General features: G+C 62.9%; 16 protein-coding genes. 6 read left to right on the top strand and 10 right to left on the bottom strand.

Annotated features, from left to right (window positions below; all coding sequences use genetic code 11):
- Positions 1-5: 5 nt before the first annotated feature.
- The 3 genes from urtC to urtA all read right to left on the bottom strand — a co-directional run bounded on the left by urtC (position 6) and on the right by urtA (position 4251).
- Positions 6-1232 (bottom strand): urea ABC transporter permease subunit UrtC, encoded by a 1227-nt coding sequence (gene urtC, locus EOA16_RS14190; protein ID WP_127258863.1) that lies wholly within the window; start codon positions 1230-1232, stop codon positions 6-8.
- Positions 1229-2842, bottom strand: coding sequence for an urea ABC transporter permease subunit UrtB (urtB, locus tag EOA16_RS14185; RefSeq protein WP_127258861.1), 1614 nt, complete (start codon positions 2840-2842; stop codon positions 1229-1231). The genes urtC and urtB overlap by 4 nt, the downstream gene beginning before the upstream one ends.
- A gap of 98 nt (positions 2843-2940) precedes the next feature.
- Positions 2941-4251 carry an urea ABC transporter substrate-binding protein gene (gene urtA / locus EOA16_RS14180; RefSeq protein WP_127258859.1) on the bottom strand — a complete coding sequence of 437 codons (1311 nt, stop codon included), beginning with the start codon at positions 4249-4251 and terminating at the stop codon, positions 2941-2943.
- Positions 4252-4563: 312 nt separating this feature from the next.
- On the opposite strand from urtA, the gene EOA16_RS14175 reads away from it, so the two are divergent.
- Positions 4564-4977 carry a hypothetical protein gene (locus EOA16_RS14175; RefSeq protein WP_127258857.1) on the top strand — a complete coding sequence of 138 codons (414 nt, stop codon included), beginning with the start codon at positions 4564-4566 and terminating at the stop codon, positions 4975-4977.
- Positions 4978-5041: 64 nt separating this feature from the next.
- On the opposite strand, the gene EOA16_RS14170 is transcribed toward EOA16_RS14175, so the two are convergent.
- The 3 genes from EOA16_RS14170 to EOA16_RS14160 form a co-directional block, all read right to left on the bottom strand.
- Positions 5042-6613, bottom strand: a complete 1572-nt coding sequence (locus EOA16_RS14170; protein WP_127258855.1) for a GMC family oxidoreductase — start codon at positions 6611-6613, stop codon at positions 5042-5044.
- 46 nt (positions 6614-6659) lie between these two features.
- Entirely contained in the window at positions 6660-7190 is a 531-nt protein-coding gene (locus EOA16_RS14165) for a gluconate 2-dehydrogenase subunit 3 family protein (protein ID WP_127258853.1), read from the bottom strand.
- An 81-nt stretch (positions 7191-7271) separates the two neighbouring features.
- Positions 7272-7667, bottom strand: a complete 396-nt coding sequence (locus EOA16_RS14160; protein WP_127258851.1) for a VOC family protein — start codon at positions 7665-7667, stop codon at positions 7272-7274.
- Positions 7668-7875: 208 nt separating this feature from the next.
- Between EOA16_RS14160 and EOA16_RS14155 the strand changes: the two genes are divergently transcribed.
- Positions 7876-8181: a ribbon-helix-helix domain-containing protein gene (locus tag EOA16_RS14155; protein WP_013531854.1), complete on the top strand. Its 306-nt coding sequence runs from the start codon at positions 7876-7878 to the stop codon at positions 8179-8181.
- A gap of 10 nt (positions 8182-8191) precedes the next feature.
- On the opposite strand, the gene EOA16_RS14150 is transcribed toward EOA16_RS14155, so the two are convergent.
- The 3 genes from EOA16_RS14150 to EOA16_RS14135 all read right to left on the bottom strand — a co-directional run bounded on the left by EOA16_RS14150 (position 8192) and on the right by EOA16_RS14135 (position 12257).
- Positions 8192-8629 (bottom strand): VOC family protein, encoded by a 438-nt coding sequence (locus tag EOA16_RS14150; protein ID WP_127258849.1) that lies wholly within the window; start codon positions 8627-8629, stop codon positions 8192-8194.
- A 260-nt stretch (positions 8630-8889) separates the two neighbouring features.
- Positions 8890-9597 (bottom strand): purine-nucleoside phosphorylase, encoded by a 708-nt coding sequence (locus EOA16_RS14140; protein ID WP_127258847.1) that lies wholly within the window; start codon positions 9595-9597, stop codon positions 8890-8892.
- A gap of 86 nt (positions 9598-9683) precedes the next feature.
- Positions 9684-12257, bottom strand: coding sequence for a PAS domain-containing sensor histidine kinase (locus tag EOA16_RS14135; protein ID WP_127258845.1), 2574 nt, complete (start codon positions 12255-12257; stop codon positions 9684-9686).
- Positions 12258-12482: 225 nt separating this feature from the next.
- On the opposite strand from EOA16_RS14135, the gene EOA16_RS14130 reads away from it, so the two are divergent.
- Positions 12483-13229 carry a flagellar biosynthetic protein FliO gene (locus EOA16_RS14130; protein WP_127258843.1) on the top strand — a complete coding sequence of 249 codons (747 nt, stop codon included), beginning with the start codon at positions 12483-12485 and terminating at the stop codon, positions 13227-13229.
- A 212-nt stretch (positions 13230-13441) separates the two neighbouring features.
- On the opposite strand, the gene dksA is transcribed toward EOA16_RS14130, so the two are convergent.
- Complete coding sequence (dksA, locus tag EOA16_RS14125) at positions 13442-13858, bottom strand: RNA polymerase-binding protein DksA (RefSeq protein ID WP_013531862.1); 417 nt, start codon at positions 13856-13858, stop codon at positions 13442-13444.
- Between the two features lie 328 nt (positions 13859-14186).
- On the opposite strand from dksA, the gene EOA16_RS14120 reads away from it, so the two are divergent.
- From EOA16_RS14120 to EOA16_RS14110, 3 genes are all read left to right on the top strand, one after another.
- On the top strand, positions 14187-14690 hold the full coding sequence (locus tag EOA16_RS14120) for a histidine phosphatase family protein (RefSeq protein ID WP_127258841.1): 504 nt from the start codon (positions 14187-14189) through the stop codon (positions 14688-14690).
- A gap of 63 nt (positions 14691-14753) precedes the next feature.
- Positions 14754-16232, top strand: coding sequence for a YcjX family protein (locus tag EOA16_RS14115; RefSeq protein WP_127258839.1), 1479 nt, complete (start codon positions 14754-14756; stop codon positions 16230-16232).
- On the top strand, positions 16229-17053 hold an 825-nt coding region (locus EOA16_RS14110; RefSeq protein WP_127258837.1), incomplete at its 3' end, for a TIGR01620 family protein. The genes EOA16_RS14115 and EOA16_RS14110, both read left to right, overlap by 4 nt.

Raw genomic sequence — 17053 nt, 5'->3', positions numbered from 1 at the left:
GTCGCTCACTCCGCCGGCTGCGGTTCGGGGTTGCTGGCGGACCAATCGCCGGGTTTTCTCGCCTCGCTGCGGACGATTTTCGCCGGCGGCGGGACGTCGGGGTCGCTGCCGGCTTCCTCGGCAACGGAAGCTGCCCGCAACGCCCTGCCGCGCCAGCTGTCCCACATGCCGATGATGCCCTTGGGCAGCAAAAGCGTGACGGCGACGAACAGCCCACCCAATGCAAACAGCCAGAATTCCGGCATCACGCCGGTGAACCAGGATTTGCCGGCATTGACCAGCAACGCACCGATGATCGGCCCGACAATGGTGCCGCGCCCGCCGACAGCTGCCCAGACGACGACTTCAATCGAATTGGCTGGCTCGAATTCACCCGGATTGATGATGCCGACCTGCGGTACGTAGAGCGCGCCGGCAATGCCGGCCATGACCGCCGAGACGGTGAAGGCGAACAGTTTTACGTTCTCCGCCCGCCAGCCAAGGAAGCGCGTGCGGCTCTCGGCATCGCGTACCGCCATCAAGAGCTTGCCGTATTTGGAGCCGACGATCGCCCAGGTGACGAAGACGGCGAGCGCGAGCATCACGGCGCTGGCGGCAAACAGTGCCGAACGCGTCGCGTCGGCCTGCACGTTGAAGCCGAGAATATCCTTGAAATCGGTCAGGCCGTTGTTGCCGCCGAACCCCATGTCGTTGCGGAAAAAGGCAAGCAGCAGCGCATAAGTCATCGCCTGGGTGATGATCGAGAGATAGACGCCCGTGACGCGGCTGCGGAAGGCGAACCAGCCGAAGACGAAAGCGAGCAGGCCAGGCACCGCCAGCACCATGAGCCCGGCGAACCAGAAATGGTCGAAGCCATACCAGAACCATGGCAGTTCCTTGTAGTTCAGAAACACCATGAAGTCGGGCAAGACGGGGTTGCCATAGACGCCGCGCGAACCGATCTGGCGCATCAGATACATGCCCATCGCATAGCCGCCGAGCGCGAAGAAGGCGCCGTGGCCGAGCGAAAGGATGCCGCAATAGCCCCAGACAAGATCGAGCGCCAAGGCGAGCAGCGCATAGCAGAGATATTTGCCGGTCAGCGCGACAATGTAGGATGGGATGTAGAAGGCGCTGGTGGGAGACACCGCAAGGTTGAGCAACGGCACGATGACGGCCACCGCCAGCAGGATGAAGATCGTGATGGCGATGCGGCGGTCCGCGCCGGCGGCAAAGAAGCGTCCCGTGATCATGCTTCCACCGCCCTGCCCTTGAGCGCGAACAGGCCGCGCGGGCGCTTCTGGATGAACAGGATGATCAGCACCAGCACGACGATCTTGCCCAGCACCGCGCCCGCATAGGGCTCGAGGAACTTGTTGACGATGCCGAGCGAGAAGGCGCCGACCAGCGTGCCCCACAGATTGCCTACGCCGCCGAAGACGACGACCATGAAGCTGTCGATGATGTAGCCGCGACCGAGATTGGGAGAGACGTTGTCGATCTGGCTGAGCGCGACACCGGCTATCCCGGCAATGCCGGAGCCGAGCGCGAAAGTCAGCGCGTCTACCCATGGCGTCCTGATGCCCATCGAGGCGGCCATGCGCCGGTTGGCGGTGACGGCGCGCATCTGCAGGCCCCAGGGCGTGCGCTTCATCACGTAGAGCAGGATGGCGAAGACAGCGAGCGCGAAAACCAGGATCCACAGGCGGTTCCAGGTGATCGCCAACTGTCCGACATTGAACGAGCCCGACATCCAGGATGGGTTGCCGACCTCCTGGTTGGTCGGCCCGAAGATTGAGCGCACGGCCTGTTGCAGGATCAGCGAGACGCCCCATGTCGCCAGCAGCGTTTCAAGCGGCCGGCCATAGAGGAAACGGATGACGCCGCGCTCGATGATCAGGCCGACCAAGGCCGAGACGAGGAAAGCGAGCGGCAGCGCGATGACCAGCGACCAGTCGAACAGGCCGGGAAAGGAGGTGCGGATCACCTGCTGGACGACGAAGGTCGTGTAGGCGCCGAGCATGACCATCTCGCCATGCGCCATGTTGATGACGCCCATGACGCCGAAGGTGATGGCGAGGCCGATTGCTGCCAGCAGCAGCACCGAGCCCAGCGAAATGCCGTACCAGATGTTCTGCCCGGCATCCCAGAAGGCCAATGTCGAATTGATGTTGGCGATCGCGGCTGTCGCCGCTTGCCTGACCGCGTCGGTGGAATTCGCCTCGACCGAGGTGAGCAGGGAAACCGCATCGCGGTCGCCACGCGCGCCGATCAATGCGATAGCAGCCAGCTTGTCGCCATCCGGCCGATCGGAGACCAGCACAGAGGCGGCACGGGCCTGTTCTAGAAGAGCCTTGACGCTCGACACGGTCTCGCTGGCGATTGCCGCATCGAGCGGTCCGATGTTTGCGGCGTCGGGTGTCTTGAACATGGTGTCGGCGGCGGCAATGCGCACGGCCGGATCCTTGGCGCCAAGCGTCAGCGTGCCCAACGCATCGCGGATGACGCGACGCAGCGTGTTGTTGACCTTGATCTTGGTGATGTCGTCCTTGGCTGCCTCGCCCGAGGCCTCGCCGCTCAACGGGTCGGAAAGCTGGACGCTTTCGCCCGCTTCCTTACCGACAAACACCAGGGAATCGGCCTTGCGGAGATAGAGATTGCCGTCGGCCAATGCCGCAAGCGGCCGCTCCACCGCCGGATCGCCGGCAGCAGCCAGTTCGTGGACGACGGCTCCGATCTCGGAAAAGCCCTTGGCCGTGGCGAATTTGGCGATGATGCCGCGCAGATCGGCTTCGCCAGCGCCCGAAGACGACAGCGTCGCCAGCAGGAACAACAGCGTCAGGCCCGCGCGGATAAAGGTCATCGGCTTCCGTTAGCCCCTTGAAGGTTGAAGTGGGCGTCCGGACGGCGGTAGTAGCCGTCCGGACGCGCGCGGTCTGACTAGGTCAGCCCTGGGAGGGATCAATTCGTGCCCTTGCCGCCGCACTTGCCGGTGGCAACGTTGAAGTTGCCGCAGGACAGAGGGGCGCGCCAATCGGAGATCAGGTCCTTGGAGTCCGGCAGATAGTCGGACCATTCGTCGCCCATCACCAGGCCCGGCGTGCGCGACACGGTTTCGAACTGGCCGTCGGCCTGGATTTCACCGATCAGCACCGGCTTGGTGATGTGGTGGTTCGGCATCATCGTCGAATAGCCGCCGGTCAGGTTCGGCACCGAGACACCGATCATGGCGTCGATCACCTTGTCCGGATCGGTGGTGCCGGCCTTCTCGACCGCCTTCACCCACATGTTGAAGCCGATATAGTGGGCCTCCATCGGGTCGTTGGTGGTGCGCTTGTCGTTCTTGATGAACTTGTGCCAGTCGGCGATGAACTTCTTGTTTTCGGGTGTGTCGATGCTCTCAAAGTAGTTCCAGGCGGCGAGATGGCCGACCAGCGGCGCGGTGTCGAGACCGGCAAGCTCTTCCTCGCCGACCGAGAAGGCCATGACCGGGATGTCCTCGGCCTTGATACCCTGGTTGCCGAGTTCCTTGTAGAACGGCACGTTGGCGTCGCCGTTGACGGTCGAGACGACGGCGGTCTTTTTGCCGGCCGAACCGAACTTCTTGATCGCCGAAACCTCGGTCTGCCAGTCGGAGAAGCCGAACGGCGTGTAGTTGACCATGATGTCTTCCGCAGCCACGCCCTTGGCCTTCAGATAGGCCTCGAGGATCTTGTTGGTGGTGCGCGGATAGACGTAATCGGTGCCTTCCAGCACCCAGCGCTTCACCGAACCGCCATCCTCGCTCATCAGATAGTCGACCGCCGGGATTGCCTGCTGGTTCGGCGCCGCACCCGTGTAGAACACGTTGCGCTCGCTCTCCTCGCCCTCGTACTGGACCGGATAGAACAGGATGTTGTCGAGTTCGGAGAACACCGGCAGCACCGACTTGCGCGACACCGAGGTCCAGCAGCCGAACACCGCCGCGACCTTGTCCTTGGAGATCAGCTCGCGCGCCTTTTCGGCGAACAGCGGCCAGTTGGACGCCGGATCGACGACGACCGCCTCGAGTTTCTTGCCGAGCAAGCCGCCCTTGGCGTTCTGCTCGTCGATGAGCATCAGCATGGCGTCCTTCAGCGTCGTCTCCGAAATCGCCATGGTCCCCGACAGCGAATGGAGAATGCCGACCTTGATCGTGTCGTCGGCAGCCTTGGCGGGAGCGGACATCAACAGGCCGGCGGCAACCACGCTCGCCGAAAACATTTTTGTTATGGTCGAGAAATTACCCCTCATATTACAGACTCCCAAGCTAGTTGATTGCAACGCAACAGTACAATGCAACCCCCATGCCAACCGCTTGGGGACGCCAAAGGGAGACCAGTAAATCAAGCATTATCAGCGGCTTGAAATATTAGGCTTACCAAAACAAAGAGAGCCGGTTAAAATCGACTGAGAGAAATTTGCGCAGCGCGCGGGGCAATTGCCTATTTTTCGCCCAATTTTGCCAAGTGCCTAGATTTTGGTCTTCTCAGGCGGATCACCGACGACCGATGTTGCGGCGCGGTACAAAAATAGGGCAAGCTCGCTCTTCAAGCGAGCGACGTCATGGCTTCCTGCATTTCACGCATTTTTGTCGGCATATTGCTTCTGGCGGCAGCGACTGGCTCCGCACGAGCCGGCTTCAGCGACGGCAAGATGCCCGACGGCACCTATCACTGCGAGGTCTACCTTCTCGGCATGTTCCTCAGCCTCGGCGACATCACCATCAAGGGAAACGTCTACAGCGGCCCAGTTTACACCGGCCTTGGCACCTTCGGCACCGCGCAGCAGGGGTACAATTATCAAATGGATGCAAACGGCGTGATCTCCTGGCTGGGGCCATTGGGCGGCTACACTGCCGGCGGCAATTCGCTGTCGCTGACCCAGGCAACGCTGGACGGCCAGAGCGTGCCCTCCTTCGACATCATCATGAAGCAACCCGACGGTGCCTTCACCGCCTCGACCTGCACCAAGCAATGAGGCGGCAAGAAAAAGGCGCGGAACCTTTCGGGTTCCGCGCCAGCAGTCTGTCGGGAGGATGTGACTAGATCGTCTTTGCCGACATCTGGGCGGCAATGTAGTCGGCCTGGCGGATCGCCAGCGATACGATCGTCAGGGTCGGGTTTTCGGCGGCACCCGTGGTGAACTGGCTGCCGTCCGACACGAAGAGGTTCTTGATGTCATGCGTCTGGCCGTGCTTGTTGACGACGCCGTCGGCCGCCTTTTCGCTCATCCGGTTGGTGCCGAGATTGTGGGTCGACGGATAGGGCGGCGTCGGGAAGGTGCGCGTGGCACCAACCGCCGCATAGAGCGCCGTGGCCTGCTTGTAGGCGTGGTTGCGCATCGCGGTGTCGTTCGGATGGTCGTCGAAATGCACGTCGGCGATCGGCATGCCGTGCGCGTCCTTCTCGTCGGCATGCAGCGTGATGCGGTTCTCCGCGCGCGGCATGTCCTCGCCGACAATCCACAGGCCGGCCATGTGATCGTAGTGGTCGAGTGCGGTGGTGAACGAGCGGCCCCAGGCGCCGGGATCGAGGAAGGCCGCCATGAACGGCAGGCCGAGTGACAGCGTCTCGAACTCGTAGCCGCCGACGAACCCGCGTGAGGGATCATGGCGCGCCTCGTCGCGGATGATGCCGGCCATGGTGGTGCCGCGATACATGTGCACCGGTCTGTCGAAGATGGCATAGACCGAGCCGGTGGTGTGGCGCATGTAGTTCTTGCCGACCTGCCCCGACGAGTTGGCAAGCCCATCGGGGAATTTGCCCGACGCCGAATTGAGCAGCAGCCTTGGGCTCTCGATCGAATTCCCCGCAACGGCGATGATGCGCGCCTTCTGCTCCTGCAGCTTGCCGTCCTTGTCGGCATAAACGACGCCGGTCACCTTTCCGCTAGCGTCATGGTTGATCTTGATCGCCATGGCATTCGGCCTGACTTCGAGATGGCCTGTCGCCTCGCCCTTGGGGATCTCGGTGTAGAGCGTCGACCATTTGGCGCCCCATTTGCAGCCCTGGAAGCAGAAGCCGGTCTGCTGGCAGGACATGCGGTCGTCGCGATCGACCGAGTTGATCGCCATGTTGCCGGTGTGGCATTCCTTGTAGCCGAGCTTGTCGGCGCCGGCCTTCAACACCTTGAAATTGTTGTTGCCCGGCAGCCTTGGCCAGTCATTGGTGCCGGTGACACCCATCTTGGCTTCGGCCTTGGCGTAATAAGGCTCCATCTCGACCAGCGTGATCGGCCAGTCGAGCAGGTTGGCGCCTTCCAGTTTGCCGTAGGTCGACAGCGTCTTGAACTCATGCTCCTGGAAGCGCAGCGAAGCTCCCGCCCAATGCGTGGTCGAACCGCCGACCGACTTGACGATCCAGGCCGGCAGGTTCGGAAAATCCTTGGCCACACGCCAGTCACCAGAGGTGGTGCGCTTGTCGGTCCAGGCGAGCTGGGCGAACGAACCCCACTCGTCATTGACGAAATCCTCATATTCGTGGCGCGCGCCGGCTTCCAGGATGACGACGTCGACACCCTTCTGCGCCAGTTCGTTGCCGAGCGTGCCGCCGCCGGCGCCCGAGCCGATGATGACGACCACACCGTCGTTGTTCAGATCAAATGAAGCTGCCATGGTTTCCTCCCATGATTTCTGTTTGCGGGTTCAGGAACGACGGGGCTCAGAGCCACTCTATGTCGTTGAAACCGCGCGCGATGTAGCCACCCTTGGAATAGGACTCGCCTTCGTAACCGAAGATCGGCCACACCTCCTTCTGGTTGTAGAGGCTGACGACGAGCCCGCCACGGATGGCCTGGAAGAACGGCGTCGCCTCGATCTGCTTCAGCACGCCGACGCGTTGGTCCTCCCAGCCGAGACCGCGGTAGCCGCCGTTACCGGACTTCTTGTCGAGGTCGGCGATGCCGTCTTCGATCATCGCCTTGTAGGCGGTGTCCTTGCCGGCCTGCTCGTCATGGCCCTTCACCGCAATGGCGTAGTATTTGTCGGGGACCTGATCGTGCGGATAGATGTCGCGCGCCATCTGGATCAGCGTCGCCATGGTTTCGGGCTTGAGTGCCGATGTCTCGAGCCCCCAGGCATGTTCGGGGCTGATGACGGCACTGCCGGAGATGACGAGCAGCGCGCCGATGCCACCGCGTTTGAGAAGCTCGCGACGTGAAAGCCCGGGCTTCGCGTCATAGATCGTGACCATTTTATTCCTCCCTGCTTGCTATCTGCGCTCTGGTAAGCGCCGTTGCTGGCGCCGCACCTACCGGCGCGGTTGCTATGTCTCCTATTGGAAGCGACCTCCGCGCTGCAGAACCTCGATCTTATAGCCGTCCGGATCCTCGATGAAGAAAAAGCGGGCGATCAGCGACCCGTCGCGGTTGAACTCGATGATCTTCTTCGGATTGAGCCCGAGCGCGCCGAGACGGTCATGTTCGCTATCGAGGTCGGCGACCGAAACCGCGAGGTGGCCGTAGCCATCGCCGAGCCCATAAGGCTGCTGCCGGTCCTTGTTCACGGTCAGTTCAAGCTCGAACCCTGCCTCGGCATTGCTGAGGTAAAGGAGCGTGAATGTCTCGAAGTCCAGCCTGTCGGCCACATCGAGCCCGAAGGCGTTTCTGTAGAAATCGACCGATCGGGCCTCGTCGAGAACCCGGATCATACTGTGTATCGCCTTGGCCAAATCAGTCTCCGCGCTGGTGTGGAGGCGATTATGCGCGGCACCGACAAAAGGTGGTGGCAGCCGGTTACCACGCCCGCAGCCGCGAACGGGACGAAAGTCCGATTGCCGGACCGGCAATTTTGACCGAGAATGCATGCGGGGACAGGTCAAGCAGTATCAAACTGCACGCCCGTCCACCCAAGACCAACAATCATGGGAGGTTTGTCGGATGTGCAGGGTGTTTGCGGGCCAGGACCCCGAAGGCTATCGCCAGATCAACCGCTCGATTCGCATCGACGGTCATTCGACCAGCATCCAGCTCGAAGCGACATTCTGGGCGTTGCTCGACGAAATCGCCGAAAACCAGAACCTGACGACGCCGAAATTCATCTCCAAGCTCTATGACGAAGCCATAGAGATCAACGGCGCCATCCCGAACTTCGCGTCGATGCTACGCACCACCTGCGCGCTCTATCTGCGCGGCCATCGGCCGGGGATGGATGAGCAGATGGTGCCGAAGCGGGAGGCTGCTTAGCGCATTGCGCTCAGCTGAGTTCTTGCGCGAGCCCTATCAGAAGCCCTCCAGGCCCTCGAATGTAGCAGAGCCGATACACGTCTTTATACTGGACGACTTCGCCTTCGAGCCGCGCACCGCGATTGCGGAGCCTTTCGAGCGTCCCGTCAATGTCGTCCACGGTGAACATGACGCGGAGGTAGCCTAGGGCGTTTACCGGGGCGTTGCGGTGATCCGCGACGACAGGCGGCGTGAGGAAACGGGATAGTTCTAGCCGGCTGTGGCCGTCCGGCGTCCGCATCATGGCAATCTCGACGCGCTGATCGCCCAGTCCAGTGACACGTCCGGCCCATTCTCCTTCGATCGTAGCCCGCCCTTCGAGCTCAAGGCCGAGCTCGCCAAAGAAACCAATCGTCCCTTCGAGGTCATCGACGACGATTCCTATGTTGTCCATCCGTTTGAGCGCCATGTGTTCAGTCTACAAGACGTCGTCCAGGTCGTAAACTCATCAGCCTGCTTGCCAGTTGAGGAATACTTCCAGCCGGCCGATCTGGTGCTGCTGTGCGCTTACCGACGCCGCCCGCCATGCCCTCCCTGGCCTGGCGCCGAAAGACCAGGAGGTCGCCGAAGTCCTGGTCTATGTGCGCCAGTTGGAGCAACGCCGCCCCGGCGGTCTCCTCAGACGATGTCACTGCCGTACGTAAGGGACTGACCCGGTAGACCCGCACCCTAGCTCTCTGCTGCGACAGCGAGCGCCAGCCGGCTCATGTCTGCGAACAACTCCTGGCGCTCGGAATAGCCGGTCTGTTCGCCGGTCTCGATGTTGTCGACCACGACACACATCGACAGCGCACGCGCCCCGAAATGCTCTGATATGCGATAGAGCGCGCTGGTTTCCATGTCCACGGCCAGGGCTCCTTCCGCCCGCGCATCGGCAAAACGGGCGCGCCCTTCCGGGTGATAGAAGATGTCGCTGCACACCGTCAGGCCGGCATGATGATCGATGCCAAACTCTACCGCTTTGGCCAGCGACGATGCGAGGAGCGCCGGGTCTGGGCCAGCCGGTTCATAAAGGCCGAAAACCTGGCCGCTCTGGGCGCTTTCCGCCTGTGCCGATTGCGAGATGACAAGGCTGCGCAGTTTTGCCTTTGCGGTCAGGCTGCCGCAGGTGCCGGTGCGGATCAACGTCCGGGCGCCATAATGGTCCAGCAATTCATGCGCATAGATCAGAAACGATGAAACGCCGATGCCCGTCGCTTGAATGCTGATGGACTTGCCACGAAACAGCCCGGTGAAGCCAAGCGCGCCGCGGCGGCGATTGATGCAGCGCGGCGCTTCCAGGAACGTTTGCGCCATCCATTCGGCGCGCTGCGGGTCGCCCGGCAACAAAACCGTGTCGGCGTAGTCGTCCTTGTCCGCTTCGTTGTGCGGCGTCACCACTTGCTCCCCCAAGCCTTCCTGCCGTTTCACCCGCAATCATGGCGTTGTCACGGCGTTGCGCAAGGAGGAACATGGGGAAGGCTTTAGGACTCCAGAACGTCCTTGACGATCGTCGCCAGTTGCTTGAGCGAAAACGGCTTGGGCAGAAAGCCGAAATGCGCATCTGCCGGCAGGTTTCTGGCGAATGCGTCCTCGGCGTAGCCGGACACGAAGACGAACTTGATGTCCGGCTGGCGCTTGCGCAATTCGCCAAGCAGTGTCGGTCCGTCCATTTCCGGCATCACCACGTCGGAAACGACGATATCGACCTTGCCGCCCAGCGCCTCGAACACTTCCAGCGCCTCGACGCCCGACGATGCCTCGTGCACGGTGTAGCCACGCGAGGTCAGCGCCCGCATGCCGCCCATGCGCACGGCATCCTCGTCCTCGACGAGCAGCACCGTGGCCGAGCCCGACAGATCCTTGGCCGGATCGGCGATCTTTGCCGGCGCCGCCGGCGCATCGCCGGGCTCGCCTGCTTTTTTCGCTTCGGGGATGTGACGCGGCAGGAAAATGCGGAAAGTCGAGCCTTTGCCGACTTCGGAATCGCAGAAGATGAAGCCGCCGGTCTGCTTGATGATACCGTAGACCATCGACAGGCCAAGGCCGGTGCCCTTGCCGACTTCCTTGGTGGTGAAGAAGGGCTCGAAAATCTTCTTCAGCACGTCGGGCGCGATGCCGCTGCCGGTGTCTTCGACTTCGACCACGACATAGTCGGCCGGGGTGAGTTCACGATAGGAAAAGGCCTTGCACTCCTCGGCGGTGACATTGCGGGTGCGCACGGTGAGATCGCCGCCCGCCGGCATAGCATCGCGCGCATTGACCGCAAGGTTGACCACCACCTGTTCGAATTGTCCGATATCGACCTTGACCGGCCACAGATCGCGGCCATGGTCGACCTTCAGCTTGATGTCGTTGCCGACCAGCCGGGCGAGCAGCATCCTGAGATCGGCGAGCACGTCGGTCAGGTTGAGCACTTCCGGCCGCAATGTCTGCTTGCGCGAGAAGGCCAGAAGCTGCCGCACCAGCGAAGCCGCCCGGTTGGCGTTCTGCTTGATGTTCATGATGTCGGGGAAGGAGGGGTCCGACGGGCGGTGGTTGGTCAACAAAAGATCGGACGCCATGATGATGGCGGTCAGCACATTGTTGAAATCATGCGCTATGCCGCCGGCAAGCTGGCCGACCGCCTGCATCTTCTGGCTTTGCGCCATCTGCCCTTCGAGCGCTTTCTGCTCCGTTGTCTCGACGGCGTAGACGATGGCCGACTCTTCGGCGCCCTCGCCGCCGGTGCCGTCAGCGACGGCGTTGACGTAGAAGCGGATGTGCCGGTCGTCGTTGCCGGGCAAAAGCGTGTCGATCGGCTCGATATCGGCCTGCCGCTGCTGCGCTTTCTCGAAGGCCGCCGCGAAGGCCGGCCGGTCGCGTTCGTGGATCACCGTGTCGAGCCGCACGCGGCGGTCGACGGCGTCGCGATCGACGACAGACGAGAACAGCGACAGGAACGGAGCATTGGTGCGCAGGATGCGCCCATCATGGTCGACGCCGGCGATCGCCATCGGTGTCGAGTTGAAGAAGCGGGTGAAGCGCACTTCCGAAGCCCGCAAATCGGCAGAGGCATCCTCGCCTTGCGTGCGGTTGAGCACGATCGTGCGTGTCGGCCCGTTCAATCCTTCGCGGCTAGCCGAAACGCGGTGCATGAAGCGCACCGGCAGCGCTTCGCCCGTCATGGTCGTCAGGTCGAGATCGATCACCGCGTTGCGTGTGGTGCCGGGGTCGGCCTTGACCGAGCGGACCAGCGCCATGCCGTCGCCGGCCACGATCTCCGACAGAGACACGGCGCCGGGCGTGAAGCTGGTGAGGTCGATGCCCAGCCATTCGGCGAGCGTGGCGTTGATGTAGGTGACGCGGCCTTCCTGGTCGGCTGAAAAGAAGCCGGCCGGCGCGTGGTCGAGATGATCGATCGCCTTCTGCAGATCGAGGAAGAAACGCTCCTGCTCGGCCCGCTCCTGCGAGATATCGGCAAGCTGCCAGGCCAGCATCGGCAGCCGCTGGCCTGGCACGTTGAACGTGCGGGCGCGCGCCCTGTACCAGCGGGCACCCGGCTCGGCACCGGGCCGAATGGACTGCGCGAGCCTAAACTCGCCGTCGCCTGGCTGGCCGTCGCGCAAGCCGGACGCCAGGCGATAGATCGTCACCGAGGCTTCGGGGACATCCGAGAGCAATCCCTCGACGGTCTTCAGGTCGGCAGCGGACGATGCTCCGGTCATATCCGCATAGGCGCGGTTGGCGTAGACGACGCGGCCCTTGGTGTCGGTGACGAGAAGCCCCTGCGACATCGAATCGACGAAGGATTTCGACAGTTCGTCGCCTGTCGAGCGTGGCGTGACCTGCACGAAGCCGATCGCCGTCGCAAACAGGAAGCCGACGCCGATCATCGCCAGCACGCCGAGCATGCCGAGCAGGAAAGGATCGCCGAGGCGCTCGCGGAAAAGCCCGAAGACGATCGCCGCCCCCGTCAGAACGACGATGAAAATGATAAGCCGGGTGACCGCGCCCGGTCGCGTATTCTGGTCGACGATCGGTACCGGATAGAAATCGCCGCGCGCTTCCTTGGCCATGTGCCCCCTGCTCGTGAATTCCGGTGTTCCGACACCCGCCCCGTACCGGGTTGAATCACATTCTCCTAGTCCGGAAAAGGCCCGGGCGGCAAATGTCGGATAAAAATGATGTCTTTCGGCCTTCTGAGTTTTTCAAGCTGTTCACCGGCGTGAAACGCAACTTGCGGTGGCCCGCTGCAACGGTCTAGTGTCTCGTCACTTCCAAGGGGCGATCAGGGGAAACCAATGCAATGGCTCGATAGCGTGGCAGGTCCCGGTTATGCCGCAGCATTGTTGTGGACGTTTGCAGCGCTTGTTTTGCTGGTCATCGTTCTCGTCATCATCAAGCTGGTGCGCAACCTGACATTCGGAACCTTCGTCGCCGGCGGCCGCAACCGCAAGACGCGACTGGCCGTCATGGATGCCACCGCCGTCGATAGCCATCGCCGGCTGGTGTTGATACGCCGCGACGACATCGAGCATCTGCTTCTGATCGGCGGCCCGACCGACGTCGTCGTCGAGCGCGATATCCGGCTTTCGGCGCCGCGCCGGCCGGCATTGACCGGAGACGGCGGCTTGCAGCCGGTCCCGGCCGCCGCGACCCCGGCAGCAGCAAGGCCGCGTCCGCCGCAACCCGCGCCACCCCCGCCAAGACAGGCACCCGCTCCACAGCCGGTGAACACCGCGCCGCCCGCCCGCCCGCGTCCAACAGCGCCGCCGGCACCTGCACCGAAGCCGGCAACGCAAAGCTACCAGCCGGCCAATGTCACGCCGTTGCCCGCCTACGGCTCTGCCAATGCCAACACCGCCCGGCACGCGCCGCCACCACCGCAGCCGGTGCAGGACAGCATCGACGACACGCTGATGAGAGAACTCGAAGTATCGCTGGACCAGCCCCGTTCGGGCGGCCCGGTGGGCAAGCCGGCGGCGCCGCAGTCGCTCGACGACGAGATGACCAAGCTTCTCGGCGAACTCTCCAGTCAGAAGAGATGAGCGGCCCCTGGGTCGCTATCCCCGCGAAACATCGTCGCCGGTCCACTGGTCCGCTGCCGAACCAGCTCGTCCGAAGCGCCAAATATCAAGGGTTCGCTGCCTTCGCGCGCCCTGAGCGGTGGATGCCGCACCAATAAAAATGGCCGGAAAACCGGCCATTTCAGAATCGAGTTCGTTTGAGACAGCCGGCCGTGAGCCGCCGGCCTTGACCTTCAGTCGTCGCGATAGACTTTTTCGCGGCGCTCGTGCCGCTCCTGCGCTTCGATCGACAATGTCGCGATCGGACGCGCATCGAGCCGCTTCAGCGCTATCGGCTCGCCGGTCTCTTCGCAATAGCCGTAGGTGCCTTCGTCGATGCGCTGCAGGGCGGAATCGATCTTTGCAATGAGCTTGCGCTGACGGTCGCGGGCCCGGAGTTCGATGGCGCGGTCGGTTTCCGAAGAGGCGCGATCGGCCAGATCGGGGTGGTTGGCGTTCTCTTGCTGCAGGATTTCCAGTGTTTCGCGCGCTTCGCGCAATATGTCATTCTTCCAGGTGACGAGCTTTGAGCGGAAGTAGGATTTCTGCCGCTCGTTCATGAACGGCTCGTCTTCGGAGGGTACGTAATCGGCGGTAACGATGTCGTTCATTCGACTCACCCAAACTGCCCCAATTTTGGCGCCTATATATTCGTCGTCCGACGCCTGCACAAGCGCAATCGGCCGCTGTTTCACGCAATTGTTAAAGTACCCTGCACGCGTCTTTACAGCCACGTACGGTCGCTTTGGTACAAACTCCGCCGAGACACTTTGGATCCGGTGGCACATGCTTTCCGAGATCGCCGTGACCGCGGGGCTGATACGCAAGAGCCTTTTGCGGCAGCCAGCATTGGGTGATTCGCCGTGTTTGAAGAGCGCGGGCCATTGTGCGCAACGCCGTTCTCGTGGCTAATCGAAGGCTTCGGCGTCAGGAGGTTGGGTGAGCAGGCTTTATCTGTTGCGACATGCCAAGGCTGGCTGGGCATTGCCCGGCATGCGCGATTTCGACCGTCCGCTCGATGCGTCCGGCCGCGCCGATGCCGAAATGATGGGGGCCGCCATGCGTTCCTGCCTCTACGTTCCGGACCGGACGCTCTGCTCCAATGCCAAACGCGCCAAGGAGACGCTGGAGGGCCTGGCCGGCCAGACCGACACCGGTCGGGTCCTGTTCTTCGACACGCTCTACAGCGCCGACGCGGCCGGTTACCTCCACCTCATCCGCGACAATGGCGGATCGGGCTCATTGCTGGTCATTGGCCACAACCCGATGATGGAAGACCTCACCATGGCAGTTTCGGGCGACGGCGACGAGACTGCGCGGGCCACGCTGAACCATGGGTTCCCGACCGCGGGCCTGGCGGTCGTGCGCTTCGACGGCGATCTTGCCAGCGCCGCCCAAGGCACCGGCTATCTCGAAGCGTTCCTGACGCCGGCCGATCTCTGAAGCCATTTCAAAGCCCTGATACAGAGCCTATATCGGACGGACCGAAGTTCGAGAGAGCATATTTTGGCATCATCGCTGACCACCTTCACCGACGAGGCGAGGATTGCCCTCGACACGCTATCTGGCCGCGCCACCGGGCTTTTTTCTCCATCGCTGCGCCTCGGCGTGACCGGATTGTCCCGCGCCGGCAAAACGGTGTTCATATCGGCCCTTGTCCACAATTTGATCCATGGCGGGCGCCTTCCGCTGTTCGAAGCGCAGAAATCGGGGCGCATCGCCCGCGCCTTCCTCGAGCAGCAGCCCGACGACGCGGTGCCGCGTTTCCAGTACGAGGACCACATCGCCGCCCTGGTCAACGACCGCGCCTGGCCCGATTCGACGCGCGCCATATCGGAACTGCGGCTGACCATCGAATATGAATCGGCTTCCGGCTGGAGCCGCATGTTTTCCTCGGGCAGACTGTCGGTCGATATCGTCGATTATCCCGGCGAATGGCTGCTCGATCTGCCGCTGCTCGGCAAGTCTTTCGCCGATTTTTCCCACGAAGCCTTCGAAATGGCCGTTCTGCCGGTGCGTGAGGACCTGTCGCAAGCCTGGCGGGCGCTGTCGGCCGGGATCGACCCGAACGCCGACGCCGACGAGATGACGGCGCGCCGCCTGGCCGAAAGCTTCGCCGCCTATCTGAAGGCCTGCAAGCTCGACGAGCGGGCGCTTTCGACCTTGCCGCCCGGCCGCTTCCTGATGCCGGGCGATCTCGAAGGCTCACCGGCCCTGACCTTCGCGCCACTGGCCGGGATTGGCGACAGGCGTCCGCGCGCGGGGTCGCTGCACGCCATGATGGACAGGCGCTATGAGGCCTACAAGACGCATGTCGTCAAACCCTTCTTCCGCGAACACATCACCCGCCTCGATCGCCAGATCGTGCTGATCGACGCCATGCAGGCGCTGAACGCCGGCCCCGGCGCCATGGCAGACCTGGAACGCGCGGTGACCGAGATCCTCAGCTGTTTCCGACCTGGCCGGGGCAGCTTCCTCACCGACCTGTTCTCGCGGCGCATCGACCGCATTCTGGTTGCCGCGACCAAGGCCGACCATCTGCATCACGAAAGCCATGACCGGCTGCAGGCGATCGTGCGGCGGCTTGCCGACCGCGCCGTGGCACGGGCGAATTTCACCGGCGCCGATGTCGATGTGGTCGCCATGGCGGCGGTGCGCGCGACGCGCGAAGGCACCGTCAAGCAAGGCCGGGAGACGCTTCCCGTTATCATCGGCACGCCGATAGCCGGTGAGAAGATCAATGGCGAAACCTTTGATGGAAAGACTGAAACAGCCATATTTCCCGGTGATTTACCGGAGAAAATTGATGCGGTGTTCGATGTTTCGGGCGCCGATCACAGGCAGGATGCCGCGGATCCTGCAATCCGCTTCGTCCGTTTCCGTCCGCCAAAGCTCGAACGCACGGCCGAAGGCGTTACGCTGTCGCTGCCGCATATCAGGCTCGACCGTGCCTTGCAGTTCCTGATCGGAGATCATCTGGCATGACCGCGCCCCGCAAGCCGGCAGCGTTCCGCATCGAGCCGAACGCCGAACCAAGGCAAGAGGCGCCGGAGGCCCGCCGTACCCAGGCCGACACCCAGCGCAAACCCCGCGCGATGAAAACCGATGTCGCGATGGTCATACCGGCGGAAGTCGACGTCTTCGATGAGCCCGACATCATTGCCGCCGAGCCGCCGCCGGCCATTGCCCCCAGGAAGCGCTCGCTGCTCGGCAGCATCTTCTTCGGCGCCTTCGGCGTGCTGATTTCGCTGGCGGTCGGCCTATGGACCGACCAGCTCATACGCGATCTCTTCGCGCGCGCCGAATGGCTGGGCTGGGTGGCGGCGGGCATGGCCGCCATTGCCGTGCTGGCGCTTGTGGCGATCCTGATCCGCGAGTTCCTGGCGATCGCCCGCCTGGCCGAGGTCGAAAAGCTGCAGAAGCGGGCGCTCGACGCGATCGCGCGTGACGATCCCAAGGCTGCACGATCTGTCGTCGACGAATTGTCGGCCTTTGTCGCGGCCAAACCCGAGACCGCGGCAGGCCGGCGCGCCTTGGCCGAACTGCGCGGCGAAATCATCGATGGCGGCAATCTCGTGCGCCTGGCCGAGGCTGAAATTCTCGGCCCACTCGATGCCAGGGCGAAGGTGATGATTCTCGAAGCCGCCAAACGCGTTTCGCTGGTGACGGCGGTCAGTCCACGCGCACTGGTCGATGTCGCCTATGTCGTGTTCGAGGCCGGGCGGCTCATTCGCCGCCTTTCGGAACTCTATGGCGGGCGGCCGGGAACATTGGGTTTCTTCCGCCTGGCGCGCAGCGTGCTGGCG

This window comes from Mesorhizobium sp. M7A.F.Ca.US.008.03.1.1, from assembly GCF_003997495.1.
GTDB lineage: Bacteria > Pseudomonadota > Alphaproteobacteria > Rhizobiales > Rhizobiaceae > Mesorhizobium.
This window is presented reverse-complemented; position numbering and strand designations above follow the sequence as displayed.